Here is a 23,680-nt window from a genome sequence, read left to right on the forward strand (position 1 = left end):
CGCCCCGGGGAGCTGAGCTCCCCGGGGCGGTGCGAGACGTGCGCTCGGTCAGTGGTGGGCGTGGTCCCGGCGGAACCGGTCGAACAACCCGTGGCGCTCGGGCTTGTCGGCGCCGACGCGCTCGGCCTCGGTGCGATCGGCCCCGGTCCGGTCGGCCCCGGTCCGGTCGGCCCCGGTCCGGTCGGTTTCGAGCCGCTCGGCCTCGACCCGCTCGGTGCGGTCGGCGTCGACCTGCTCGGCGGCGCGCTCGCGCTCCACCCGCTCGACCGGGTCGTGCCGGTCGGCGTCCACCCGGTCGGCGGGGACCCGGTCGGCGGGGACCCGGTCGGCGACGGGGACTCGCTCGTCGGTGCCGGCCAGCCGCTCGCGGCGGCGGGTGCGGTCGGCGTGTACCGGGGCCTCCCGGAGCGCCGACGCGTGAGCCTCGTCCACGTCTTGGATCCGCTGGTCACCGGGTGCGCCGTCAAGATCGATGTCGGGCGAGAGCTCGCGCGCCCGCTGCGCCAGCCGCTCGGCCTCGGCGTGCTCGGCCTCGGCCTTCTGACGACGCTCGGCCGCGGCCCGCTCCTCGCGCGCCACTTCCTGCTCGACCTCGGCGCGACGAGCCCGCGCCTGCGCCGCCTGCTGCTCGGCGGCGGCCCGCTCGGCCTCGGCCCGTGCGGCCCGCGCCTTGGACTCCTCGAGGTGTTCCTGCGCCTGCAACCGGCGCTGCTCCGCCCTCTCGTGACGCCGTGCCGCACGCTGACGCGTCACCAGCACAGCGGCCACCACGAGAGCTAAGAGCACAACCACGACGAGAGCGATGGTTAGCCCGGTCGACATGGCGTCCTCCGTATCCGTATCGAATCGGTCGGATACGGGTTACCCACGGCTGCGCGATATCTACCGTCGCTCGGCCGGCGGACGCTCGTAGCGCATCAGCCCTTCCTGCGTCACCGCAGCTACCAGCCGCCCCGACCGGTCGAAAATCCGCCCCTGGGTGAACGCCCGGCCGAACCCCGCCGACGGTGACGTCTGGTCGTACAGCAACCATTCGTCGGCCCGGAACGGCCGCAGGAACCAGAGTGCGTGATCCAGCGACGCCCCCTGGGTCTCGGGCCCCTCGGCGTGCGGCACCCGTGACGACCCCAGCAACGTCATGTCGCTCAGGTACGTCAGCACGCACACGTGGAACACCGGGTCGGCCGGCAGCGTGTGCCGGTACCGGATCCACACCTGCTGCTGCGCCGCCACCCCGGGTCGCTTGTCGACGGACGCGGCCGGCACCTGACGCAGATCCCAGTCCGGCCACTCCCGCGAGTGCCAGGCCGCGATCTGGCCCTGCAGCCCGGTCGGGTCGGGCAGATCCTCCGGGTACGGCACCGCGGGCATCTCGTCCTGGTGCTCGGGGCCGTCGTCCTCCACGTGGAACGACGCCGACATGAAGAAGATCGCCTTGCCGTCTTGCACCCCGGTCACCCGCCGGGTCGCGAACGACCGGCCGTCCCGGATCCGGTCGACCAGGTACACGGTCGGGATCTCGGGCCTCCCCGGCCGGATGAAGTACCCGTGCAGCGAGTGCACGGCGTGATCGTCGTCCACCGTCCGCACCGCGGCGACCAGTGCCTGCGCAGCGACCTGCCCACCGAACGTCCGCTGGAGGAACGAATCGGGAGTGCTGCCACGGAAGATGTCGTTCTCGATGCGCTCTATCTCGAGAACTTCATGGATGGTCGCCACCGGACAACACTATTATTCGAACAGGTGTACGTAGAATTGGGATCATGAACCGCCTCGTCGCGGCCCACCAGCGCGCGGCCGCGTACTACGCCGGCCGGCTCGCCGGGCTGTCCGGCGGCCCGGCGCTCGACTACCTGCGCAGCCGGGGCATCCCCCGCTCACTGGCCCGCGCCGCTCCCTGGCGGCTCGGTTACGCACCGTCCGCCCGCGTCGGGCTGACCGACCACCTGCGCCGCGCCGGCTTCACGACCGACGAGCTGATCGCGGCCGGCCTCACGGTCGTCCTCCGCGGCCGGCCCGCCGACACGTTCCGCGACCGGGTCGTGTTCCCCATCCGCGGCCCCGACGGCCGGGTCCACGCGTTCGTCGGCCGCGACGTCTCGGGCGCTCCGCGCGTCCCGCGCTACCGCAACACGGCGACGACGCCGATCTACTGCAAGAGCGCGTTCGTCTACGCGTCCGCCGAGGTGCTGTCCCTTTACGGACGCCCGGCGGGCGGGCACCGCGGGCGGCTGGCCGGGCTGCTGCTGGTCGAAGGACCGGCCGACGCGGTCGCGCTGTCCCGGCTCCCGCCCGGCCCCGACGGGCGGCTGGCCGCGGTGTCGACCTGCGGCACCGCGGTCGCGGCCGGTCAGATCGCGCTGCTCGCGGCGATGGTTCCGCCCGGCACCCCGATCGCCGTCTGCTTCGATCCGGACGCCGCCGGGCAGCGGGCCGCCGACCGGGCCTACGAGCTGCTCCGCGAGTGGGACGGCCCGGTCGACGCGATCGTGCTGCCACCCGGCACCGACCCGGCCGCGCTGGTCGCCCGCGCGGGGCCGCGGAGCGCCGCCCGGATCCTGTGGGAGGCCCGCACGTCGCTGCTCGCGGCCCGGGTCGGCCGGCGCGTCGCCGGGCGGCGGCTGGACGAGATCGAGGGCCGCGTCGGCGCCCTTCGCGCCGCCGGGGCCCTGCTGCGACGCGCCGCCGACGAGGTCCCCCGCGACGCGCCGCAGCTGCCGGTGATCGCCCGCGACCTCGGCATCCACTTGGGATTCGACGGGGTCACGGTCGCCGAGAGCGTCTATCCGGCGTAGGAGGCGCCTGGCGCGTCCCACGAGCCGGCCTCGTTGAACACGTGGCGCGGCGTGGCCCGCACCGAGAACTTCCCGGCGATCCGGTCGATCACGCCCGGCGTGTTCCCGTGCCCGCCGTCGCCGTCGACCAGACCGTCCAGGAACAGCAGGAAGTCGGTCACGGTCGTGGTCACGTCGCCGCGGAGCAGCGTCACCCGGTCGATGTGACCGAACCGGGTCGGCGTGGTCTCCAGCCCGGGCACGATCTCGTCGCGCAGGTAAGCGACGAACTCGTCGGCCAGGCTCTCCAACTGGCCGAGGAGCGCCGGGATCTCCTCATCGGTGGCGTCCGGGACGAGCAGGCTGAGGTCCGGGCCGTCCTTCGGCCAGATGTGCAGTTCGAACAGAACACCGCGGGTCATGGATGGTCCCTTCAGCGGGCGGCCGCGGCGAGCGCCGACGGTCGGAGATGGGCGGTGGCGGCCAGGTCCCCGGTGGCGCGCAGGTACGAGAGCACGGCGAGGACCCGGCGGTGGTCGTCGGAGCGGGGCGGCAGACCGAGCCGGATGAAGATGCTGCGGACGTGGGCCTCGACCGTCCGCGGTGCGAGGAAGAGGTGCTCGCTGATCGCCTCGTTCGAGCGCCCCTCCGCCATCAGCGAGAGCACCTCCCGCTCGCGGTCGCTGAGCGCGCCGACCGGTTCGGTGCTCGGCGCGGCCCTGCGGTGCCGGGCGAGCGCGGTGGCCACGCCCGGAGCGAAGACGCAGCCCCCGTCGGCGACGCGGCGGACGGCACCGCGGAACGCGTCCACCCCCCCGATGCTGTCGGCGAGCAGGTAACCGATCCCCCGGGTGCCGGCCCGCACCAACCGGTCCAGCACGGCGTCCACCACGGTGTGGGCCAGGACGAGGAGCCCGACGTCGGGATCGTTCGTACGAGCTTCGGCCACCGCTTCGAGGCGGCCGGACTTCAGATGTATGGCGGACCGCGCGTCGAGCACCACGACGGCGGGGCGGAATCGGGACACCGCGGAGCGGAGTTCTTCGGGGTCGCTGACCTGGGCGACGACGTCGAACCCGTCGCGGGTGAGCAGCTCCGCGAGCGCGGCGCGGAGGAACGTCGGGTCGTCGGCGAGGACGACCCGGTTACGGCGGTCGCCGCCCGGAACGGACGAACGGCGGGTCAGCGGGGTCACGGTCCCCTCGCGGGAGGGGTTGTTCGGATAGGACAGGGTCGTGGCGGCTCTCATCGGCATCCCCCGGGCCGCGGCCCGGAGTACCGGGCCGGTGAAATCGGTCGCCCTTCAGAGGGAGCCGGTGCCCGCCTGATACACCCAATCCGCGGTAGGACCGGATCGCCGACCGCGACCTCAGCCGCTCAGCTGATCCACGGGGTCACGGTGCCCGCGCACCGGAGGCGGAACGGGCGGTCGAGCGGGAACGGCTCGACCGCGAAATAGCCGACCTCGTCGACGTCCACAGTCGAGGCGTCGGTGTCCGGACGCTCGACGACGACGTACGCGGGCACGTCGTCGTCGGCGGTCGGGACGAGCTGGCCCCGCAGCGCGTCCGGGTCGTACTCGAGGTCGAGCTCCATCGTCAGCGTGGACGTCTCGAACGTGAGGCTGCGGCGGGGCGGACCGTCGGCCCGGACCAGCACCGGCGGGCGGGCTCCCGGCGCCGGCGCGCTCTCGTCGGCGGAGTCGTACCGCAGGGCGCTCAGTTCGGCGTCCACCGTCCGCCAGGTGAACACCGCCCGCCCGGAGCGGGTGACGCTGTCGGGCACCACGGACTCCTCGGCGAGCGCTTCGCCGAGAGCACGGAAGAGCGCGTCGTCATCGCTCCACGCGGTCGACATCGCGACTCCCTCCGGACGGGCGCTGCTCGGCGGCCATCAGCCCGGCCACCTCGGGGGTCCGGCGCAACGCGGCCAGACAGCGGACGCGGTGCGGACCGATACTCCCAATCGGAATACCCAGATCTTTACTGATTTGCGCGTACGGCGGCCGGGGATCTCGCAGCAACAGCGCGAGCAGTTCCCGGCACCGCTCGCCCAGCTGGGCGAAGGCCGCGCGCAGAGCGTCGTTCCGTTCGGCGCGCAGCAACGCCTCGTCGGCGGCGGGGCCGCGTCCGTCCGGCACGACGTCGACGAGCAGGGGTCGCTCGGCCGTGGCTCGGCCCTGCGCGATCCGGGCCAGGCGGACGCACTCCCGGCGCGTGGTGGTCAGCAGCCAGCCCGGTAGAGCGGCGGGACTGCGCAGCGTCGGCAGGTGCTCCAGCAGCCGGAGCCAGACCACCTGGGCGACGTCGTCGGCGTCGGCGGAGGTGAGCTCGTAACGGCGGCAGACCGACCAGAGCAGGGGTGCGTACCGGTCGACGAGCGCGCCCCAGGCGCGCTCGTCTCCGGCCACCGCGGCTCGAACGAGCTCCTCAACCGATGCGGTCAGCGCAACCGCCGGTACGGTGCGATGTCGGCCGCCTGGCCGTTGAGCAACTGGTCCAGTGCGTCGAACGCGCTGATCTGGTGCTCGGCCATCCGCCGGGCGAGCTCCCCCGAGACGTAGGCGGCCGCGAACGAGCTGCCCGACCACCGGGCGTAGGGCTGGAGCGCGTCGTAGATCTTGGTGGCCCGCTCGGGCTCGGTGAAATGGACCTCGCCGGGGAGGAACGGCCCGACCACGTTCTCGCCCTGGGTGACCAGGTCGAGCCAGGACGCGTTCGGAGTGGACGTGGCGAGCTCGAACGTGTCGCCGGTGACCGTGCCGGAGCCGACGGCCACGACGTCAGGGAACTTGGCCGGGTACAGCGTGGCCTGGACTCCCCCGAAGTTGCCGCCGGACGCGACCAGCACGGCGCGCTTGCCGATCCGATCCAGCGCCCGCCGCAACGGCGTGGCCGAGTTCTCCGTGATCTGGCCGAACGACATGTTGAGGATGTCGATGTCGTCGTCCAGGAACGCCAGCAGGCTCTTGGCGACGCTCCAGGCGTCGTGCCGGCCCGGCCCGAGCACCGGGTGACAGACCAGCAGCGCGTCCGGAGCCTGCCTGCGGATGATGCCCGCGACGAACGTCGCGTGGCCGGGCGAGGCGTCGGTGAACGTCGCCGTCGAGTCGCCCACGACGTGACCGGCGAGGACCGGATGCCGGTAGACTAGCGTGTCGGCGATCCCGACCCGGGGGTGGCCGGGCGGGTTCCAGCCGCCCGTCCCGATGTCGGGGGCGACGTTCAGCGCGCCGAGCGGCTCGGGGACGCGGTCGAAGATCGCCTTGACGTGCGGGCTGGTGTAGACGCCCTCGTCGTCCTCGAGGTGGAACTCGGGCGTCCAGCCCTGGTAGAGAGCGCGCGACTTGGCCTCGAGGAGCCCCAGGGCCTTGGTCAGCCCCTGGGCAGGTCCCGGAACGGTGGACGCCGCGGTGAGTACTCCGGAGAGCTCCAGTTTGGTCAGTCCCAGCTCCGGGCTGGACTCCGTGGCCGCGACTCCGAACGTCCCGTCCACGGGCGACACGGCGGAATCCGTGAGGTCCTTCGCGACGGCGTCGATCAGACTCTCGGCCACGGCACGATTCACGATGTCGACGTACAGCGTGTGCGGAACAGTCATCGAACGGTCTCCCCCAACCCCAGGCAGCGCCGACGGAGTGCCTGCGCCAGTGTGTCCTTCAGAGGCGACGTGGGCCCGCGTGATACACCCCGAAGCCGATGAGTCTTGGAATGCTTGCTCGTTACCGTCACTCTGGACGTCGGCGATGATGACGACAACATTCGACCGGGCCGTCGAGGCCGTTCATCTGGCCGAGGTCGACCCGGCACGTTCGGCCTCGGTCGCCGCCGCATTGGCGCGCCAGGCCCGCCGGGCCGGCGATTTCGCCGCGGCGTCGCTCGCCGAGCGGGCCCTCGGCATCGCGGCGCTGCACCTGCAAGACACCGACGTCGCCGCCCGCCACCTGCGTACTGCCGCCGCCCTCGGACGTCGCGCCGAGGACCCGACGCTCGTCATCCAGGCGCGCCTGCGGCTGGTGGCCGTACTGACCAACCGCGGACGCCCGGCCGCCGCGCTGCGCGAGATGGACGCGGCGCTCGCCGAGGCGTCCGGAGTGGACCACGCGCGGGCGCTGGCCCAGAAAGGCGCGATGCTGGTTCAGCTCGGCATGAACGAGGCCGCCTCTCAGACGCTCGGGCTGGCCATCCCGGCGCTGCGGGCGGCCGACGACCTGCAGTGGCTCAAGCGCGCGCTGAGCAACCGCGGCCTGGCGCACGGGCGCCGGTTCCGGTTCGACGACGCCGAGGCCGACCTGCGTGAGGCGCTACGGATCAACGTCGAGCTGGGCATCGACCTGTCGGTGGCGTTCGTCGAGCAGAACCTGGGGTGGCTCGAGTCCCTGCGCGGCGAGGTCCCGCGCGCGCTGGGGCACCTCGACCGGGCCGAGGAGACGCTCCGCAAGCTGAACGCGCAGATCGGGTTCCTGCTGCAGGACCGGGCCGAGTTGCTGTTCTCGGTCGGGCTGGTGGCGGAGGCGCGGGAGGTCGCCCAGGAGGCGGTGGCCGCGCTCGAGGCCGAGCGGCAGCGGATCGCGCTGCCGGAGGTCCGGTTGCTGCTGGCCCGGTTGTCGGTGCTCGACGGGGATCCGGACGGCGGGCTGCGGCAGGCCGAGCGGGCGGTGCGGGAGTTGTCCCGGCAGAAGCGTCCGGAGTGGGGGGTACTGGCCCGGTTCGTCGCCACCGCGTGCCGCGCGGCCGGACCCGGCCGGTCCCGCATCCCGCCGCGGACACCGGCCGCGGCCGCCGACCACTTGGCCGCGGCGGGGTGGACCGACGCGGCGGTCGAGGCCAGGCTGCTCGCCGCCGCCCTGATCGCCGAACGCGGAGCCGGGGAGCGGGCCGCGATCGTCGCGCTGGCGCAGGCGGCACGGGCTCGGGACGCGGGGCCGGCGGCGCTGCGGGCCCGGGGCTGGTACGCGGAGGCGCTCCGGCGGGAGCGGACCGGGCGGCCGGCCACTGCGCTGCGGGCGGCCGCGGCCGGGCTGCGGGTGCTGGACGGGCACCGGGCCGGGCTCGGCGCCGCTGATCTCCGGGTCGGCGCCGGCCAGCACCGGCTCGCCCTGGCCGGGCTGGGCCTGCGGATCGCGGTCGCGAGCGGACGCCCCGCCCGCATCCTGACCTGGGCCGAGCACAACCGCGCGAGCCACCTGCTGCTCCCGCCGCTCCGCCCTCCGGACGACGACGACTACGCGACCGATCTGGCGGCCTGGCGCGCCGCGGCGTCCGAAGCCGCGGCGGTTCGAACGGCGGGCGGCGACCCCGGAGCGGCGCTGAGGCAGCAGGTCGCGGCCGAGCGGCGGATCCGGGACCGCACCCGGCGGCAACCCGGCCACGTCGGGGGCGCGGCGGCGCAGCCGGTCGCACTGGACGCGCTGGGCGCGACGCTCGCCGATGCGGCACTGGTGGAGTACGTGGCGGTCGACGGCGCGCTGCACGCGCTGTGGGTCACCGCCACGACGGCGGGGTTCGTCCGGCTCGGACCGGCGGCCCCGGTGCGGGACCTGGTCGACCGCCTCCCGTTCGCGCTGCACCGGCTCACCACCGGCCGGACCACGGCCGCCGCCCGCCGGCTGCTCGACGACGCCTGCCGCCGCTTGGACGCCGCGCTCCTGGCTCCGCTGGCCGCCCGGATCGGCGACCGTCCGCTGGTCGTGGTCCCGATCGGACGTCTGCAATCCCTCCCCTGGGCGCTGCTGCCCTCCTGCGTGGGCCGCCCGGTCACCGTCGCTCCCTCCGCCACCACCTGGCGCGCCGCCGCCACCGGGCACGCCGCCGCCACCGGGCACGCCGCTGCGGGCGGGCCGGCCGGGCCGGCCGGCTACCGCGCCGTCGTCGCGGCCGGACCGGGACTGCCGGGTGCCCATGCCGAGGCGGACGCGGTGGCCGCGATCCACCGCACGGCGGCACGGGAAACGACGGCGCTGGGCGGGCCGGCCGCCACCGCGGAAGCCGTCCTGGGCGCCCTGGCCGGTGCGGACGTCGCGCATCTCGCGGCGCACGGGCGGGTGCACCACGAGCACCCGCTGTTCTCCTCGCTGCTGCTCGCCGACGGCCCGCTGACCGGCTACGACCTGGAACGGCTCCGGCCGGTCCCGCGACTGGTCGTGCTGGCCGCCTGCGACACCGGACGGCACGTGGTCCGGGCCGGCGACGAACTGCTCGGGCTCACCGCGACCCTGCTCGGACGCGGCGCGCAGCAGGTCGTCGCGTCGGTCGTGCCGGTCGCGGACGCCCAGACCTGGCCACTGATGACCGCGCTGCACACCCGGCTGGTGGCCGGTGACACGGCGGCCGCGGCTCTGGCGTCCGCCCAGGAACGCGCGCACGGCGACGGCGAGGAAGCCCTCGCCGCCGCCGCGGGGTTCGTCTGCCTGGGCGGGGCCATGCGCCTCTCGGCCGAAGCGCTGCCGGCTACAGGCCGAAGCGCTGCGCCAGCAGCTCCCGGTGGGACACCGGGTCGCCGAACAGCAGCTCCGACGACTTCGCCCGCTTGAAGTACAGGTGCGCCGGGTGCTCCCAGGTGAACCCGATCCCGCCGTGGACCTGGATGTTCTCGGCCGCGACCCCGAAGTACGCCTCCCCGACGTACGACTTGGTCATCGACGCGACGACCGGCAGCACGCCCCCGTCGCCGGTCGCCGCGACGTCGGCGGCGTGGTAGGCCGCCGAGCGGGAGCCCTCGACCGCGACCAGCATGTCCGCGCAGCGGTGCTTGATCGCCTGGAACGAGCCGATCGGACGCCCGAACTGCAGGCGCTCCTTGGCGTACGTGGTGGCCTGCTCCAGCACCGCCCGGGCGCCGCCGACGCTCTCGTTCGCGAGCGCGACGCAAGCCAGCTGGAGGACGCGCTCGAGGATCACGTCGGCCGAGCCGTCGGCGCCGATCAGCCGGGCCGGGGTGCCGTCGAACGTGAGGTCGGCCTGTTTGCGGGTGAGGTCCATCGTGGAGAGCCGGGAGACCGTCACACCCTCGGCGTCCTTGGGCACCGCGAACAGCGACGGGCCCGCGTCGGCGGAGGCCACGACCAGGATCAGGTCGGCCAGCGCTCCGTCGAGCACGAAGTGCCTGCTGCCGCTGAGCGTGTAGCCGGCCGGGGTGCTGGTCGCCTCGACCGCGCCGTCGAGCTTGCCGGTGTCGTTGGCGTAGGCCAGCGTGGCGATCGTCTCGCCGCTCGCGATGCCCGGCAGCAGGTCCTTCTTGGCTTCCAGGTCGTCGGACTCGAGCAGTGCGCCGGCCGCGAGCACCGCCGACGCGAAGAACGGCGCGCACAGCAGGTGGGCGCCCATCTCCTCGAGCACCAGGCACAGCTCGACGAAGCTGAACCCGGAGCCGCCGTACTCCTCGGGAATGTGCAGGCCCTGCAGGCCGAGCTGGTTGCCCATCTGGTGCCAGACGGCCGGGTCGTAGCCGTCGTCGGTCTCCATCAGGCGCCGGACCGCGTCCTCGGCGGAGTTCCGGTCGAGGAACGTCTTCACGGTGGCCCGCAGTTCCTCCTGCTCCGGCGAAAACGTCATCGCGGCACGTCCTTCCAGGCGACACCCTTGTCGACCCGGACGTCGCCGGGCAGGCCGAGCACTCGTTCTCCGAGGATGTTGCGCAGGATCTCGGACGTGCCGCCCTCGATCGTGTTCGCGCGCGAGCGCAGGAACGTCGCCTGCGTGGACGGGGCGCCCATGCTGCCGTAGGGCAGCGTCGGCCTGCGCATCTCGTGCCGGGGCAGCAGCGCGCCGCCCGGACCGAGCAGGTCGTTCTCGAACTCGGCCGCGCGCCGGTTGTACTCGGCGCTGACGAGCTTGAGGACGGAGCCCTCCGGGCCCGGTTTGCCGCGGTTGCCGCCGGCCGCGGCCCTGACCGCGGTGAGGTAATTGACGTTGGCCTCGATCCAGAGCTGGATCGCCTGGTCACGCCGGAGCCCGTTGCCCTCGCCGCGAGCCGCGGCGACGCGGTAGCTCTCGAGGAGACCGGCGCCGGGCTCCTCGCGGGTGGCGATGGCGCCGCCGAGCGAGACCCGCTCGTTCATCAGCGTCGTGGTGCCGACCCGCCAGCCCGCCCCCACGTCGCCGAGACGGTCGCTGTCCGGGATCCGGACGCCGTCGAAGAACACCTCGTTGAACTCGGCGTCACCGGTCATCTGCCGCAGCGGACGGACGTCGACGCCGGGCGCGTGCATGTCGACGACGAACGCGGTGATGCCGTTGTGCTTGGGGACGTCCGGGTCGGTCCGGGCCAGAATCAGGCCTCGGCGCGAGAGGTGGGCGAACGACGTCCAGACCTTCTGGCCGTCGAGGATCCACTCGTCACCGTCGCGACGGGCCCGGGCGGCCAGGCCCGCGACGTCGGAGCCGGCCGAGGGCTCGCTGAACAGCTGGCACCAGACCTCTTCGCCGGTGTAGAGCGGCCGGAGGTATTTCGCGCGCTGCTCGTCGGTGCCGTGGGTGAGCAGGGTCGGGCCGCACATCCCGATGCCGATCGGGTTGTACGCGCCCGGGATCGGCGCACCGGCCTCGGCGAGCCGCTGCTCGATCAGCCCCTGCAAGGCCGGCTCGGCGTTCGATCCGCCGTCGGGCCGGTCGACCCAGACCCAGGCCAGGCCGGCGTCGAACCGGGCGGCGAAGAAGTCGTGCGGATCGGTGGTGGAGGGGGGATGGTCGCGCAGTAAGGCGTCGATGGCGGCGGTGAGTTCCTCGGGGGACATCAACGTCTCCTCTCCCGGTTCCGGGCACATACCCGTAAACGCCGAAGTTAACAGACGTTTCGCGTCTACCTAAACAAAAGTGGCCCCGCGCGACCCGCGCGAAGCCACTCCCGTTCACCCAACCAGCGCCCGACGCCTCACGATGCCGCCGCCGCGGCCTCGGTCACTCCGCCACAAAGAAGCCGCACCCAACCTCCGAGCGCCGCCACCCGAAACCCGTCCTGGGCGGGCCGCCCACCCAACAGTCGGCGTCGTGCTGGGTGGGCCGCCCACCTAGTGGATCATTAGGGGCGGGGCCTCTTCGGCATCCTGGTCGTCGAGGAGGTGGGCTTCCTCGCGCTTGCGGGGCAGGAAGAACGCCGCCACGAGCGTCAGCACGGTGAGCCCGGCCGCGACCCAGTAGACGTGCGCGAACGCGTCCGCCGCCTCGGAGAGGCCCTTCGCGACGGCCCCCGGGCCGCCGATCTGCTCCGCGACCCGCGGGTCCCGCTGCGCGGCGATCGCCGGCAGCGCGAGCTTCCCGTCCTTCAGACCATTGGTGAGCAGCACCGACATCAGCGCCACACCGACCGAGCTCGCGATCTGCTGCGTGATGTTCAGCAGCGTCGACCCGCGGGCCACCTCGTGGTTGGTCAGCGTCTTCAGGGCCGACGTCATGATCGGCATCATCGTCATGCCCATACCGAGACCCATGATGAACAGCCACAGGATCAGCACGCCGTACGAGGTCGTCGCGGTGATCTGGGTCAGGCCGAACATGGCGATGACGATCGCGACCAGGCCGAACGGAACGATCCGGCCGACCGGAATCTTGTCGGACAGCGTGCCGGCGATCGGCATCGTCACCATCGCACCGAGGCCCTGCGGAGCCACGAGCAGACCGGCCATCAGGACGGACTCACCGCGGATCTGCTGGAAGTACGTCGGCACCAGCAGCAGGCCGCCGAAGAACGCGACCGCGAACAGGAACATCGTGGTGATGCTGACCGCGAGGTTCCGGTTGCGGAACAGCCGCAGGTCCAGCAGCGGGTGCTTCGGCTTGAACGAGTAGATGACGAACGAGACGATCAGCAGGATGCCGATGAGCGCCGGGATCCACACCTTGTTCGCGGTGACCGAACCCTCGCCCGGGATCGACGAGACGCCGTAGAGGAACAGCGCGAGGCCCGGAGACATCATCAGCATGCCGATGAAGTCGAACGACTCGGACGGCTGCGCGGCGTCGGCCGGCAGCACCACGTAGGAGTAGATCAACGCGCCGATACCGATCGGGACGTTGATCAGGAAGATCCAGTGCCAGCTGGCGGCGTCGATCAGCCAGCCGCCGAGGATCGGGCCACCGATCGGGCCGAGCAGCATCGGCACACCGAGGATCGCCATCAGACGACCCATCCGCTTCGGGCCGGCCGCCCTCGTCATGATCGTCATACCGAGCGGCATCAGCATGCCGCCGCCGAGGCCCTGCAGCACCCGGAAGCCGATCAGCGCCTCGATGTTCCACGCGGCGGCGCAGAGCGCGGAGCCGATCGTGAACAGCGCGATCGCGGTCATGTAGAGCCGCTTGGTGCCGAACCGGTCAGCGGCCCAGCCGGTCAGTGGAATGACGGTTGCCAGCGCCAGCGTGTAGCCGGTGACCGTCCAGGCGACGCGCGCGTAATCGAGCGGCGCGTCCACCGTGCCGAATTCGGTCTGGAACGTCGGAAGTGCGACGTTGACGACCGTGATGTCGAGAATCGACATAATCGCGCCGAGGACGACAACCCCGGCGACCTTGAGTATGTCGGGGGTAATTTTGTCGTCGTTGGCGGTGGCTACGTCTGCCATGAGCTCTTTCCCTCGTCGCGCCGGTCCCGGGCAGCCTAGGAATTTTACGTTCGTTTAATTCTTACTGCATCGGTGCACTCAACGGAAATAGAATTACGGTCGCGATCTGCCCGACAGGCGACCACGGCATCAACCAACCGGGCCGGCTCGCCGCCCATTCCCCCGCCGAACATTCCTTGCATCACACAAATAATGACGCTACCTCACGCCGGTTTCGACTGGGTTCCCACCCCTGTGCGTCTCTGCGGGCCTTACGTCCCGTGACGTCGCGAGTACCGACCCGACGAGGATCAGCGCGAACGCGGACAGGATCAATGCGTCCAGCGGCTCGCCGAGCACCAGAACGCCCGCCAGCACCGCCACCGCCGGGTTGACGTACGTGAAGACCGTCGCCCGGGCCGGACCCACCTCCCGAATCAGCGCGAAGAACACCAGGAACGCGAGCGCGGTGCAGATCAGCCCCAGACCGGCGATCGCCCAGAGGACGTCCGCGTCCGGACGGTGCTCGGGCCAGGTGGCGATCGCCGCCGGGGTGTAGATCAGCGCGACTGTGCTCAGCGATACTGCAGTCATCGGCAGACCGGGCACGTCGTTGAGGTATCGGGCCATGATCAGCGGCGCGATCGCGTACCCGAGCGAGGTCAGCAGCACCTCGACGATCGGCCAGGCGTCTCCCCCGCCGAGTTTCGGCGAGACCAGCACCGCGACGCCGGCCAGCCCCACGATCAGGCCGGCCCGGCGCTTCCAGGTCAGCCGCTCGGCGCCACCGGTCAGCCGCACGACGATCGCACCGATCACCGGGACCGTCGCGATGATCAGGCCCGCCAGTGAGCTCGGCAGCGTCCGCTCGGCGTCCGTGAGAAGAAACCAGGGGCCGACCATCTCGCAGACCGTGAACACGAGCAGCGGACGCCAGTGCCGGAGCACGGTGCGGATCGCACCGGCGCGGAACGCGAACGGGAGCAGGAGCAGACCACCGACGGCGGTCCGGGCGAACACCAGGAACGGAACCGAGACGCCGTCGACCGCGACCTTGATCAGCAGGTACGGAATGCCCCAGACCACGCTCATGACGACGAAGAGCAGCCAGCCGCGCCGAGTCACGGGAGGACTGTAGGTTTCCCGGGGGCGCCGGCCAACCGCGTTGTCGGCCGACTTCCGTCATTAACCGGACAGCGGGTGCGGGACCCGCCTCCCGAGCGCTCGGCCTAGGGTGGCCGCGTGGCAGCAGGCTCTCGACTCGGCGTGGATTTCGGTACCTCGAACACCGTGGCGGTACTCGCCCGGCCCGACGGACGGATCAACCCGGTTCTGGTCGACGGACAGCCGCAGCTCCCCTCCGCGGTCTGTGCGTCCGGGGCCGAGCTGCTGGCCGGAAAAGCCGCGCTGCACACCGCCCGCCTGCACCCGGAGGCGTTCGAGCCGAACCCGAAACGCCGCATCGACGACGGCGAGGTACTGCTGGGCACGACCGAGTTCCCGGTCGTGGACGTGTTCGCGGCGGTGTTGCGGCGGGTGGCGGAGGAGACGCGGCGGGTGACCGGCGCGGCCTATCCGGACGAGGTCCGCATCACGCACCCGGCGGTGTGGGGCAGCGCACGGCGGGAAGTGCTGCGCCGGTCGGCGGTGGCGGCGGGGTGGCCTTCGTCCGTGGTGGGGCTGGTACCGGAGCCGGTCGCGGCGGCGGCCGCGTTCGCGGAGGTGCACGGAGCGCGGCTGCCGGTAGGCGGCAACGCGCTGGTGTACGACCTGGGCGGCGGGACGTTCGACGCGACCGTGCTCCGGCGGGGGCCGTCCGGCTACGACGTGCGGGCGACCGACGGGCTGCCCGACGCGGGCGGGCTGGACATCGACCACGCGGTGCTGACGTTCGTCGGGGCGGTGGTGTCGCGGCGGGATCCGTCGGCGTGGCAGGCGCTCACGTCGCCGTCGACGGCGGCGGAGCGGCGGGGGCGGTGGCTGCTGCAGGACGACGTGCGGGCCGCGAAGGAGATGTTGTCGTCGGCGGTGGCGACGCTGATCCCGGTGCCGTCGATCGACGACGAGGTGCCGTTGACGCGGACGGAGCTCGATCAGCTGACGCGGCCGTTGCTGGAGCGGACGATCGGGTCGGCGCAGGGGGTGCTGCGGGAGGCCGGGCTGACGCCGGGGGACCTGTCGGCGGTGTTCCTGGTCGGGGGATCGACGCGGATCCCGCTGGTGGCGACGATGTTGCACCGGGCGCTGGGTGTGCCGGCGACGGTGCTGGAGCAGCCGGAACTGATCGTGGCCGAGGGCGCTCTGCGGGTGCGGACGTTCGACGGCGCACGGGGCGTGCCGGGGCCGGGCGTCCCAGGGCCCGGCGTCCCAGGGCCCGGCGTCCCAGGGCCGGGCGTCCCAGGGCCGGGCGTCCCTCAGGAGCATCGGCCTCAGGAGTACCGGCCCCAGGAGTACCGGCCGCCGGTGCCTCGGTCGGGGCCGGTTCCTCACCAGCAGGCGCGGCCGCCGCAGGCCGCTCAGCACGGCGGCGACCGACCGGTGCCGTACGGGTACCCGCAGCCCAGCGGGCTCCAGGCGCAGCCCAGCGGGCTCCGGCCCCAGCCGGGGGGTGGGTTGATCGGGCGGCGGCGGCAGCCGTCGTTCCCGCCTCCGGAGACACACGCCGCCACCGGCGTGATCCGCACCGACCGCGACGTCCGCGCCGCCGAACCGGCCCCGGCCCCGCCCTCGTCCGGCGCGGCTCCGGCCTCCACGACTCCGGCCCCCGCGGCTCCGGTGGGCGCGCCTTCCGGGCGAGCCTCGGTGCCGTCAGCCGCGGTCCGGGTCAGCGGCAGCGCCCCGGTCAGCGCGGTCCCCCTCAGCGCGGTCCCCCTCAGCGCCGCCCCGGTCAGCGGCGCACCGGTCAGCGCCGCCCCGGTCAGCGCGGCGCCGGTCAGCGCCGTCCCGGTCAGCGCGGCGCCGATCGGCGGGGCGCGGGAGGCGGTGGAGTTCCGGGGGCACGAAGAAGCGGTGTCCTCGCTGACCCTCAGCCCGGACGGCTCCCGCCTGGCCACGGCCGGCGCCGACCGAACCGTCCGCATCTGGGAGGTGCCCACCGGGCGCCAGATCGTCCGCCTGACCGGCCACACCGGCCGGATCAACGGCATCGTCTCGAGCCCCGACGGCTCCCGCCTGATCAGCGTCGCCGACGACCACACCGCCCGCGTCTGGGACCCGGCCACCGGCAAGGAACGAGCCACCCTCACCGGCCACGACGACATGATCCGCGCCGTGGCCCCGCACCCCGACGGCCGTCGCATCGCCACCGGCAGCTTCGACCACACCGTCCGGATCTGGGATCTGACCTCGGGCGATTCGATCGGGAAACTGACCGGCCACACGGACGTCGTGCGCGCCGTGGCGTTCCACCCGGACGGGCGCCGCCTCGCGACCGGCAGCTTCGACCAGACGATCCGCATCTGGGACGTGGACACCGAGCGGCAGCTCGGCAACCTCACCGGCCACGGACTCGTGCACGCGGTCGCGTTCAGCCCGGACGGTCGCCTCCTCGCGACCGCGGGCGTCGACGGCACCGCCCGCCTCTGGCACGCCGACAACGGACGCCCGGCGGCCGAGCGGCTGGCCGGACACGCCGGTGCGGTCACCGCGGTCGCGTTCAGCCCGGACGGACGCCTGCTCGCGACCGCGGGCGTCGACGGCACCGCCCGCCTCTGGAACCCGGCCACCGGACGGGCGACCGCCGCGCCGCTCACCGGTCACACGGCCGGTCTCACCGCGGTCGCGTTCGCTCCCGACGGCCGCGCCCTGCTGACCGCCGGCCACGACGGCACCGCCCGCCTCTGGCCGCTCTGAACGACGACCGGCCGGGCCCACCACGCCCCGCTGCGAGAACCGGTCAGAGTGACGCGCCGATCTTCAGCCACCGCCCCGACCACGTCCGCCACACCATCCCGACGAACCGCACCGCGACGAACACCGCGAGCCCGGCCCACACCCCCGTCAGCCCCCACCCGTAGTAGGCGGCGGCCAGCGTCACCGGCACGAACCCCAGCAGCGCCGACCCCACGGTCACGTTCCGGATGTACGCGTTGTCCCCCGCGCCCAGCAGTACCCCGTCCAGCGCGAACACCACGCCTCCGACCGGCACCATGCCGACCAGGAACGGCCACAGCACGCCCAGCTGCGACCGCACCGCCGGGTCGTCGGTGAACACGCCCGGCACCACGAACCAACCCAGCGCGAACACCACCGCGAACAGAAGCCCGGCGGCGATCCCGAACCGGCTCACCCGCCAGGCCGTGCTCTTCGCCGCGTCGACGTCCCCGCCGCCCAGCGCCGCGCCCACCAGCGACTGGGCCGCGATCGCGAACGAGTCCAGCAGCAGCGCGGCCAGGTTCCAGAGCTGCAGCCCCACCTGGTGCGCGGCGAGCTGCGCCGCACCCGCGCGTCCGGCCACCGCCGCCGCGGTGAGGAACGCCGCCTGGAACGCCGCTGCCCGCACGATGAGGTCCCGGCTCACCCGCAGCTGACGCCGCATCACCGACCAGCGCGGCCCGAGCGGCACCCGCTCACGCACCAGCGCCCAGAGGCACACTCCCCCGCCGAGCCACTGCGCCAGCACGTTCGCCCAGGCCGATCCGGCCAGCCCGAGCCCGAGCGGATACACGAGCACGGGCGACGCCGCCGCCGACACGATGTTCGCGACCACCACGATCACGACCGGCGTCCGGGTGTTCTGCACCCCGCGCAGCCAGCCGTTGCCCGCGAACACGAGCAGGATGCCCGGCAGGCCGAGCACCGCGATCCGCAACCAGCCCTCGGCCGCGGTCGCGACGGCACCCTCCCCGGCGATCACCCGGGTCGCCCAGGGCGCGAGCAGCTGACCGGCCAGGACGCCGGCCCCGCCGAGCAGCAACGCCAGCCACGACGCCTGGACGCCCTCGCCGACCGCCGCGTCCCGCTGCCCGGCGCCGAACCAGCGGGCCGCGCGTCCGGTGGTGCCGTAGGCCAGCGTCGTGCCGACGATCGCCAGCAGGCCCATCAGCGTCCCGCCGGCACCGAGACCGGCCAGCGCGACGCGTCCCAGGTGGCCGACGACCGCGGTGTCGACCAGCAGGAACAGCGGTTCCGCGGCCAGCACCACGAACGCCGACCCGGCCAGCCGCACCACCCGCCCGGCCGACGCGTCGGCCGCCCCGGAACCCGAAGCCGGCCCGGAACCCGTAGCCGCCCCCGCGGCGGCCCCGGTCTCCGTCATTCGGGCTTGCGGGCCTGCAACGTGTAGGTGAGCGGTGCCCGCCACGGCCGGTCGGCCATCCGCCGCTCGTCGCCGTCGAGCCGCTCCATCTTTCCGGGGAACGGTTCCCACGGCACCGAGTCGTGCTCGACCAGTTGCGTCAGCGTCAGCCCCTGGTCGAGCAGGGCGGTGACGACCTCTCCCAGCCCGTGGTTCCAGTTGTGCACGGTGTTGTGCGTGAACGTCGCATCGGTCTGGACGTAGGTGTCGTCGTCGTGCCACACCAGCGGCTCGTCCCGCTCGAAGTACGGGTAGTCCAGCACCAGCAGGCCGTCCTGCCTGGCGTCGTCCAGAGCCCAGAGGACCGGGTGGCCCTCCCGCATGAACAGCCGTCCACCGGGTCGTAGCAGTTCGGCGACGACGGCGGCCCACCGCCGGACGTCCGGCAGCCAGCAGAGGGCCCCGACGCCGGTGAAGACGAAGTCGAACCGGCCGGCGCCGAGCGCGGAGACCGCGTCGTACACATCGGACTGCACGAACTCGACCCCGGCCCCGGTTTCGGCGGCGAGCTCACGCGCCTGCCCGAGCGATTCCCCGGAGAAGTCGAGACCGGTCATCCGGGCACCCAGACGGGCCAGCGACAGCGTGTCGGTCCCGATATGGCACTGCAGATGCAGCCCGTCCAGACCGGAGATGTCGCCCAGCCGGGGCAGATCGAACTGCACGACGTTACTCAGGAACGTCGGGTCGACCCGGAACCGGTCGACGGAGTAGTCGGAGGAGGCCGCGTGCGCAGCCGCCCGATCGTCCCAGCTCGCCCGGTTGAGTGTGCGGTAGTCCTCGGTATCGCCGTTCGCTGTCACGTTACGAAAATGTCATACCGGTCACAGCGTTTATTCGTCGGTACCTTCGTCGCCAGAAATGTGTGACACCTTCGGTACGGTCCGCCACATGAGCCGCCGCTCGCTGACCTACGCCGACGCCGTCCGCCTCATCGGCGACCCGGAGAGCCCGGCGATCACGACGCTCGGCCGGCTGGGCGGCGCCGGGGCCGGTGTGGTGACCGCGGTCAGCGTCGGCACGATCGACTTCTTCGCGCTCCGTGACGAGCTGGTCCGCTGGGGTCACACCGCGGTCGCGGGCCTTCGCGAGAAACTCGGCGGTCTCTCCCGGTTCGATCGCACCGAGCGCCTGGTCGCCGCCCACGGCGTCCTCGTCGTCACGTCGTTCTTCGAAGCGCTCGACGAGGGGTTGAGCAACCTCGGCGTCGACCTCGAGGCCGCGGAACTGACTGCCGCCGAGCAGGTAGCGCTCGCCACCGGCGACGGCCCGGCCCGGAACTACGCCGGGTTGATCGTCAGCTTTCTCGAGACGCCGCTGCCGATTCCTTCTCCGGCCCACCCCGCCGAGGCGGTCGCCGAGGAACTCGCCGCCTACTACCGCGGCCTCGCCGACGACCTGATCCGGTTCCTGCTCCGGTTGGCCGCGTTCGAGGGACGTCAGCAGGCTCTCGATCTCACTCTCGAAACCGGACTCGTGGACCGCGCGGTCGCCCGGTACACGGCGGCGTACCGGGCGCTCGCCGCCGAGGCGCCCGAGTTCCGGGTCTGGGCCGCCGGCGTCGACGCCAGTGCCACCCGCGAAGCCGTGCGCAGCAGCGGCGACGTGCTCCGGGCCGACCTGGCCGAACTGCGTGCGCTGGTCACCCGGCCCACCGCCGCCGACGCGGTCCGCACCGGCCTCGAGCGGCTCCACCGGGCCCAGCTCGACCGGCCCATCCTGGCGACCGACCGGGTCCCGGAACACGTCACGCTGCCACGGCTGCACCAGAGTTACGTCGATCCGGGCGGCGCGGTCGCGGAGGCCGGACCGGACGATCGGCCGGCCACCGAGACCTGGTGGCACGGCGCGCACCCGGTCGACGACGTCCCGGACTTCCTCGCCGCCCACCTGACCACGCTCGCCGCGTCGTCCGCACCGACGGTGGTGCTCGGCCACCCCGGTTCGGGCAAGTCCGCACTGGCGAAGGTGCTGGCCGCGCGTCTGACCGGCAACGGTTTCCTGGCGATCCGGGTCCAGCTGCGGACGGTGCCGGGCGACGCGTCGATCCAGACCCAGATCGAGCAGGCGCTGCTGCAGTCGCTCGGCGAGTCCGTGTCCTGGCCCGACGTCGCCCGTCGCGCCGAACCCGCGCTGCCGGTCGTCGTCCTGGACGGTTTCGACGAGCTGTTGCAGGCCACCGGCCTCAACCGGTCCGATTACCTGGAGCAGGCCCAGGCCTTCCAGGAGCGGGAGGCCGAGCTCGGCCGTCCGGTCGCGGTATTGGTGACCAGCCGGACCGTCGTCGCCGACCGGGTCCGGTTCCCGCTCGGGTCGGTCGTCGTGCGGCTCGCGCCGTTCGATTCGTTCCGGGTCGGCCGCTGGCTCGACACCTGGAACACGGTCAACCGCGCGAGCCTGGCCGAGCGCGGCCTGCGGCCGCTCCCGGTCGAGGTGGCCCTCACCCACGGCGAGCTCGCGCGCCAGCCACTGCTCCTGCTGCTGCTCGCGCTGTACGACGCGGGCGCCAACGCGCTCCAGGCCGCCGGCGGCGACCTCGGTCAGGTCGAGCTGTACGAACGGCTCTTCGCCGACTTCGTCGATCGCGAGGTCGACAAGCGACGCGACGGCCGGTCGGCCGAGGACCGCCAGGCCGAGATCGCCCGCGAGTGGCGACGGCTCGGCGCCGTCGCGCTGGCCGTCCTCAACCGCCGGGGCGACGTCATTCTGGACGCGGAACTCGACCGCGACCTGCCCCAGCTCCTCGGTGGCGACGACCTGACCGCGGGGAACTCGGATCCCCGCGGCCACGCGCTCACCGCGAGCCAGCTGCTCGTCGGCCGGTTCTTCTTCGTGCACGAGGCGACGGCGACGCGAGACACCGGCGCACCGGAGCGCAGCTTCGAGTTCCTGCACGCGACGTTCGGCGACTTCCTCGCGGCCCGCCTGATCGTGGACGCACTGGTGGATCTCGCGGACGCGAGGGCATACCAGCGGCGGCGATTCCGGGCCGAGCTCGACGGCGGATTCCTGTTCGCGGCCACGTCGTTCGTCACCGTGGCCCGGCGGGCGCCGCTGTGGGACTTCGTGCGCGGGCGGATCGCGGCGCTGGCGCCGGAGGTACGGCGGTCGTGCCGGGAGCTGGTGCTGGAGCTGTTACCCGAGGCCGGGTTCCCGCCCCGGACCTGGTCGGTCGCCGACTACGAGCCCCGCCGCGAGCCGTTCGCGGCCCGGCACGCCGCGTTCTCGGCGAACCTGGTGTGCTTCGCGGTGCTGCTGGCCGAGGGGCCGGTGCGGGCCGACGAACTGGCCGGTGGCTCGTCGCCGGTCGCGTGGCGGCAGCTTTCACTGCTCTGGCGCAGTCAGCTCGATCTGGTCGATCGGGGGCGGCTGTGGCGGGTGTTCCGCGTCGCGTGGCACTTCGAGGACGATCCGGCTTGGCTGGAGGTGCGCCTGGAAGACGGGAGCGACGTGAGCGTGTACGAGTCGCTCCCGTGGCCGACGGACGGCCGCCTGGTGGGCGGTAGTGAGTGGGTGATCCCCGACGTCCGCGTGCCGGCCGACAGCGAGCCAGGAGAGATGCTCCGCCGCGCGGCTTTCGTGCAGACCACTGTGGACATGCGTGAGACCGTCTACGGCGTCATGCCCGCCTGGCCGCTCGCCGGCTCGTCCCGGATGAACTTCTCCCCCGACGCTCCGGTGCTGCTCGACTCGGCCGGCATCGTTCAGCAGGTCGTTCTGGTGCCGCCGGAGCGGTTCGACCACGAGATCCGCCGGCACCTCGTGCAGAAAGCCCTGATGACCGGTCACGGACGATACCGGCGGGCCGTGCTGCACGCGCTGGCCGACGAGCCGGCCACGCTCCGCGGATCCGGGTTCCGCGACTACCTCGGCATCCTGCACCCTGGCACGTTCGCCGAAGACCTCCCCCTTCTCGCGCGGATCATCGCGGCCTCGTGCGCCGATCCGTCCGGCGCCGGCACCGCCAAGAACCTGATCGCGACCTGGAGCGACGTGCTGGCCGATCACGCGATCAGCTGGCCGGACGGGGCGGAGCAGACCTTCCGCCTGGCGTTCGACGGAGCGGGGCTGACGTGGCCCCCGTGGCTCCGGACGTTCTTCGAGAGCTGAACGTGCGGAGTTATTCTTTCGCACCTGTGTTCGAAGAATCGGGTAGGGTCAAGGTATGACCACGATCGCGTACCAGCCGTCGATTCTGGAACTCGCAGACACCGACGCGCGGCTCGGTCCGCTCGCCGGGCGGGTCCGGCGGCACGAGCTCTCGGCCGGAGCCTGGGTCGATCACCTGCCCGGCTGGGTCCGCGGCTCCGACGCGGTCTTCCAGACCCTGCTGTCCGACGTCGAGTGGCGCGCCGAACGTCGCGAGATGTACGACCGCGAGGTCGAGGTCCCCCGCCTGCTGCGCTGGTACGACCGTCACGAGGCTCTGCCCCACCCGTTGCTGGCGGCGGCCCGGGATGCGCTGACCAGCCATTACGCTCCCGAACTGGGCGAGCCGTTCGTCACCGCGGGCATGTGTCTGTACCGCGACGGGCGCGACAGCGTGGCCTGGCACGGCGACACGCTGGGCCGGTCCGCGCGCCACGACACGATGGTCGCGATCGTCTCGTTCGGCGCACCCCGGCCCCTGCTGCTGCGCCCCCGGGGCGGCGGCTCGAGCCTGCGCTTCCCGGTCGGCCACGGCGACCTGATCGTGATGGGTGGCTCGTGCCAGCGCACCTGGGAACATGCCGTGCCGAAAACCACCCGGGCGGCCGGCCCCCGCGTCAGCGTCCAGTTCCGCCCCTTCGACGTCGCCTAACCCCAATCCCGCCGCCCGCCCAGCCGGGGCGGGGCGGGGCGGGCCGGGGCGGGCCGGGGCCGCGCCGGGGCCAGGCCGGAGCCGGACCGGAGCTGAGGCCGGAGCCAGACCGGAGCTGAGGCCGGAGCCGGACCGGAGCTGAGGCCGGAGCCAGACCGGAGCTGAGGCCGGAGCCAGACCGGAGCTGAGGCCGGAGCCAGACCGGAGCTGAGGCCGGAGCCAGACCGGAGCTGAGGCCGGAGCCAGACCGGAGCTGAGGCCGGAGCCAGACC

The 23,680-nt window shown here is 73.0% G+C and carries 19 protein-coding genes and 1 pseudogene; 6 read left to right on the plus strand and 14 right to left on the minus strand.

The features are described from left to right. Positions 1-48: 48 nt before the first annotated feature. Both ACIBZJ_RS12395 and ACIBZJ_RS12400 read right to left on the minus strand, forming a co-directional pair. Positions 49-822: a hypothetical protein gene (locus ACIBZJ_RS12395; protein ID WP_395928589.1), complete on the minus strand. Its 774-nt coding sequence runs from the start codon at positions 820-822 to the stop codon at positions 49-51. Positions 823-882: 60 nt separating this feature from the next. Further along, positions 883-1,719, minus strand: coding sequence for an acyl-CoA thioesterase (locus ACIBZJ_RS12400; RefSeq protein ID WP_395928591.1), 837 nt, complete (start codon positions 1,717-1,719; stop codon positions 883-885). 44 nt (positions 1,720-1,763) lie between these two features. Here ACIBZJ_RS12400 and ACIBZJ_RS12405 point away from each other — a divergent pair, with 44 nt between their 5' ends. After that, positions 1,764-2,795 (plus strand): toprim domain-containing protein, encoded by a 1,032-nt coding sequence (locus tag ACIBZJ_RS12405; RefSeq protein WP_395928594.1) that lies wholly within the window; start codon positions 1,764-1,766, stop codon positions 2,793-2,795. On the opposite strand, the gene ACIBZJ_RS12410 is transcribed toward ACIBZJ_RS12405, so the two are convergent. From ACIBZJ_RS12410 to ACIBZJ_RS12430, 5 genes are all read right to left on the minus strand, one after another. After that, positions 2,783-3,196 (minus strand): hypothetical protein, encoded by a 414-nt coding sequence (locus ACIBZJ_RS12410; RefSeq protein WP_395928596.1) that lies wholly within the window; start codon positions 3,194-3,196, stop codon positions 2,783-2,785. The two genes, ACIBZJ_RS12405 and ACIBZJ_RS12410, sit on opposite strands and share 13 nt — an antisense overlap. An 11-nt stretch (positions 3,197-3,207) precedes the next feature. Further along, a complete protein-coding gene (locus tag ACIBZJ_RS12415; protein WP_395928598.1) occupies positions 3,208-4,023 on the minus strand; it encodes a response regulator transcription factor in 816 nt (271 codons plus the stop codon). Positions 4,024-4,151: 128 nt separating this feature from the next. Continuing rightward, positions 4,152-4,631, minus strand: a complete 480-nt coding sequence (locus tag ACIBZJ_RS12420; RefSeq protein ID WP_395928600.1) for a hypothetical protein — start codon at positions 4,629-4,631, stop codon at positions 4,152-4,154. Continuing rightward, entirely contained in the window at positions 4,609-5,184 is a 576-nt protein-coding gene (locus ACIBZJ_RS12425; RefSeq protein ID WP_395928602.1) for an RNA polymerase sigma factor, read from the minus strand. Before ACIBZJ_RS12425 ends, ACIBZJ_RS12420 begins: the two co-directional genes overlap by 23 nt. 32 nt (positions 5,185-5,216) lie before the next feature. Beyond that, entirely contained in the window at positions 5,217-6,374 is a 1,158-nt protein-coding gene (locus ACIBZJ_RS12430) for a S8 family peptidase (RefSeq protein ID WP_395928604.1), read from the minus strand. A gap of 145 nt (positions 6,375-6,519) precedes the next feature. Between ACIBZJ_RS12430 and ACIBZJ_RS12435 the strand changes: the two genes are divergently transcribed. Beyond that, the gene (locus ACIBZJ_RS12435; protein WP_395928606.1) at positions 6,520-9,306 is read left to right on the plus strand and encodes a CHAT domain-containing protein; all 2,787 of its coding nucleotides are present in this window, start codon (positions 6,520-6,522) and stop codon (positions 9,304-9,306) included. Here ACIBZJ_RS12435 and ACIBZJ_RS12440 read toward each other — a convergent pair. The 4 genes from ACIBZJ_RS12440 to ACIBZJ_RS12455 form a co-directional block, all read right to left on the minus strand. Further along, complete coding sequence (locus ACIBZJ_RS12440; protein WP_395928608.1) at positions 9,224-10,327, minus strand: acyl-CoA dehydrogenase family protein; 1,104 nt, start codon at positions 10,325-10,327, stop codon at positions 9,224-9,226. The two genes, ACIBZJ_RS12435 and ACIBZJ_RS12440, sit on opposite strands and share 83 nt — an antisense overlap. Next, positions 10,324-11,508 carry an acyl-CoA dehydrogenase family protein gene (locus ACIBZJ_RS12445; RefSeq protein ID WP_395928610.1) on the minus strand — a complete coding sequence of 395 codons (1,185 nt, stop codon included), beginning with the start codon at positions 11,506-11,508 and terminating at the stop codon, positions 10,324-10,326. The genes ACIBZJ_RS12440 and ACIBZJ_RS12445 overlap by 4 nt, the downstream gene beginning before the upstream one ends. 273 nt (positions 11,509-11,781) lie before the next feature. Continuing rightward, complete coding sequence (locus tag ACIBZJ_RS12450; protein WP_395928612.1) at positions 11,782-13,332, minus strand: DHA2 family efflux MFS transporter permease subunit; 1,551 nt, start codon at positions 13,330-13,332, stop codon at positions 11,782-11,784. A 198-nt stretch (positions 13,333-13,530) separates the two neighbouring features. Continuing rightward, on the minus strand, positions 13,531-14,436 hold the full coding sequence (locus tag ACIBZJ_RS12455; protein WP_395928614.1) for a DMT family transporter: 906 nt from the start codon (positions 14,434-14,436) through the stop codon (positions 13,531-13,533). 381 nt (positions 14,437-14,817) lie between these two features. Here ACIBZJ_RS12455 and ACIBZJ_RS12460 point away from each other — a divergent pair. Then, positions 14,818-15,600, plus strand: a pseudogene (locus ACIBZJ_RS12460) (Hsp70 family protein); the annotation flags it as partial. Between the two features lie 227 nt (positions 15,601-15,827). Here the strand turns inward: ACIBZJ_RS12460 and ACIBZJ_RS12465 are convergent. Next, on the minus strand, positions 15,828-16,391 hold the full coding sequence (locus ACIBZJ_RS12465) for a pentapeptide repeat-containing protein (protein ID WP_395929103.1): 564 nt from the start codon (positions 16,389-16,391) through the stop codon (positions 15,828-15,830). Between ACIBZJ_RS12465 and ACIBZJ_RS12470 the strand changes: the two genes are divergently transcribed. After that, entirely contained in the window at positions 16,294-17,163 is an 870-nt protein-coding gene (locus ACIBZJ_RS12470) for a WD40 repeat domain-containing protein (RefSeq protein WP_395929105.1), read from the plus strand. The two genes, ACIBZJ_RS12465 and ACIBZJ_RS12470, sit on opposite strands and share 98 nt — an antisense overlap. A gap of 43 nt (positions 17,164-17,206) precedes the next feature. Here ACIBZJ_RS12470 and ACIBZJ_RS12475 read toward each other — a convergent pair whose 3' ends face one another. Together ACIBZJ_RS12475 and ACIBZJ_RS12480 are read right to left on the minus strand one after the other, a co-directional pair. Next, on the minus strand, positions 17,207-18,568 hold the full coding sequence (locus tag ACIBZJ_RS12475) for an MATE family efflux transporter (RefSeq protein ID WP_395928616.1): 1,362 nt from the start codon (positions 18,566-18,568) through the stop codon (positions 17,207-17,209). Next, positions 18,565-19,410: a class I SAM-dependent methyltransferase gene (locus tag ACIBZJ_RS12480; protein ID WP_395928618.1), complete on the minus strand. Its 846-nt coding sequence runs from the start codon at positions 19,408-19,410 to the stop codon at positions 18,565-18,567. Before ACIBZJ_RS12480 ends, ACIBZJ_RS12475 begins: the two co-directional genes overlap by 4 nt. Positions 19,411-19,498: 88 nt before the next feature. On the opposite strand from ACIBZJ_RS12480, the gene ACIBZJ_RS12485 reads away from it, so the two are divergent. Continuing rightward, positions 19,499-22,717: an NACHT domain-containing protein gene (locus ACIBZJ_RS12485; RefSeq protein WP_395928620.1), complete on the plus strand. Its 3,219-nt coding sequence runs from the start codon at positions 19,499-19,501 to the stop codon at positions 22,715-22,717. A 55-nt stretch (positions 22,718-22,772) separates the two neighbouring features. After that, complete coding sequence (locus tag ACIBZJ_RS12490) at positions 22,773-23,408, plus strand: alpha-ketoglutarate-dependent dioxygenase AlkB (RefSeq protein ID WP_395928622.1); 636 nt, start codon at positions 22,773-22,775, stop codon at positions 23,406-23,408. The last annotated feature ends 272 nt before the right edge of the window (positions 23,409-23,680 follow it).

This window comes from Cryptosporangium sp. NPDC051539 (assembly GCF_044454545.1).
GTDB lineage: Bacteria > Actinomycetota > Actinomycetes > Mycobacteriales > Cryptosporangiaceae > Cryptosporangium.

Coding starts and splice junctions, on each gene's coding strand:
- ACIBZJ_RS12440 (WP_395928608.1), bottom strand. CDS start 10,327: ATGACGTTTTCGCCGGAGCAGGAGGAACTGCGGGCCACCGTGAAGACG.
- ACIBZJ_RS12395 (WP_395928589.1), bottom strand. CDS start 822: ATGTCGACCGGGCTAACCATCGCTCTCGTCGTGGTTGTGCTCTTAGCT.
- ACIBZJ_RS12430 (WP_395928604.1), bottom strand. CDS start 6,374: ATGACTGTTCCGCACACGCTGTACGTCGACATCGTGAATCGTGCCGTG.
- ACIBZJ_RS12450 (WP_395928612.1), bottom strand. CDS start 13,332: ATGGCAGACGTAGCCACCGCCAACGACGACAAAATTACCCCCGACATA.
- ACIBZJ_RS12410 (WP_395928596.1), bottom strand. CDS start 3,196: ATGACCCGCGGTGTTCTGTTCGAACTGCACATCTGGCCGAAGGACGGC.
- ACIBZJ_RS12465 (WP_395929103.1), bottom strand. CDS start 16,391: ATGCGGACGGTTCGGTCGGCGCCGGCCGTGGCCAGGCGGGAGCCGTCC.
- ACIBZJ_RS12420 (WP_395928600.1), bottom strand. CDS start 4,631: ATGTCGACCGCGTGGAGCGATGACGACGCGCTCTTCCGTGCTCTCGGC.
- ACIBZJ_RS12485 (WP_395928620.1), top strand. CDS start 19,499: ATGAGCCGCCGCTCGCTGACCTACGCCGACGCCGTCCGCCTCATCGGC.
- ACIBZJ_RS12490 (WP_395928622.1), top strand. CDS start 22,773: ATGACCACGATCGCGTACCAGCCGTCGATTCTGGAACTCGCAGACACC.
- ACIBZJ_RS12435 (WP_395928606.1), top strand. CDS start 6,520: ATGATGACGACAACATTCGACCGGGCCGTCGAGGCCGTTCATCTGGCC.
- ACIBZJ_RS12405 (WP_395928594.1), top strand. CDS start 1,764: ATGAACCGCCTCGTCGCGGCCCACCAGCGCGCGGCCGCGTACTACGCC.
- ACIBZJ_RS12445 (WP_395928610.1), bottom strand. CDS start 11,508: ATGTCCCCCGAGGAACTCACCGCCGCCATCGACGCCTTACTGCGCGAC.
- ACIBZJ_RS12415 (WP_395928598.1), bottom strand. CDS start 4,023: ATGAGAGCCGCCACGACCCTGTCCTATCCGAACAACCCCTCCCGCGAG.
- ACIBZJ_RS12475 (WP_395928616.1), bottom strand. CDS start 18,568: ATGACGGAGACCGGGGCCGCCGCGGGGGCGGCTACGGGTTCCGGGCCG.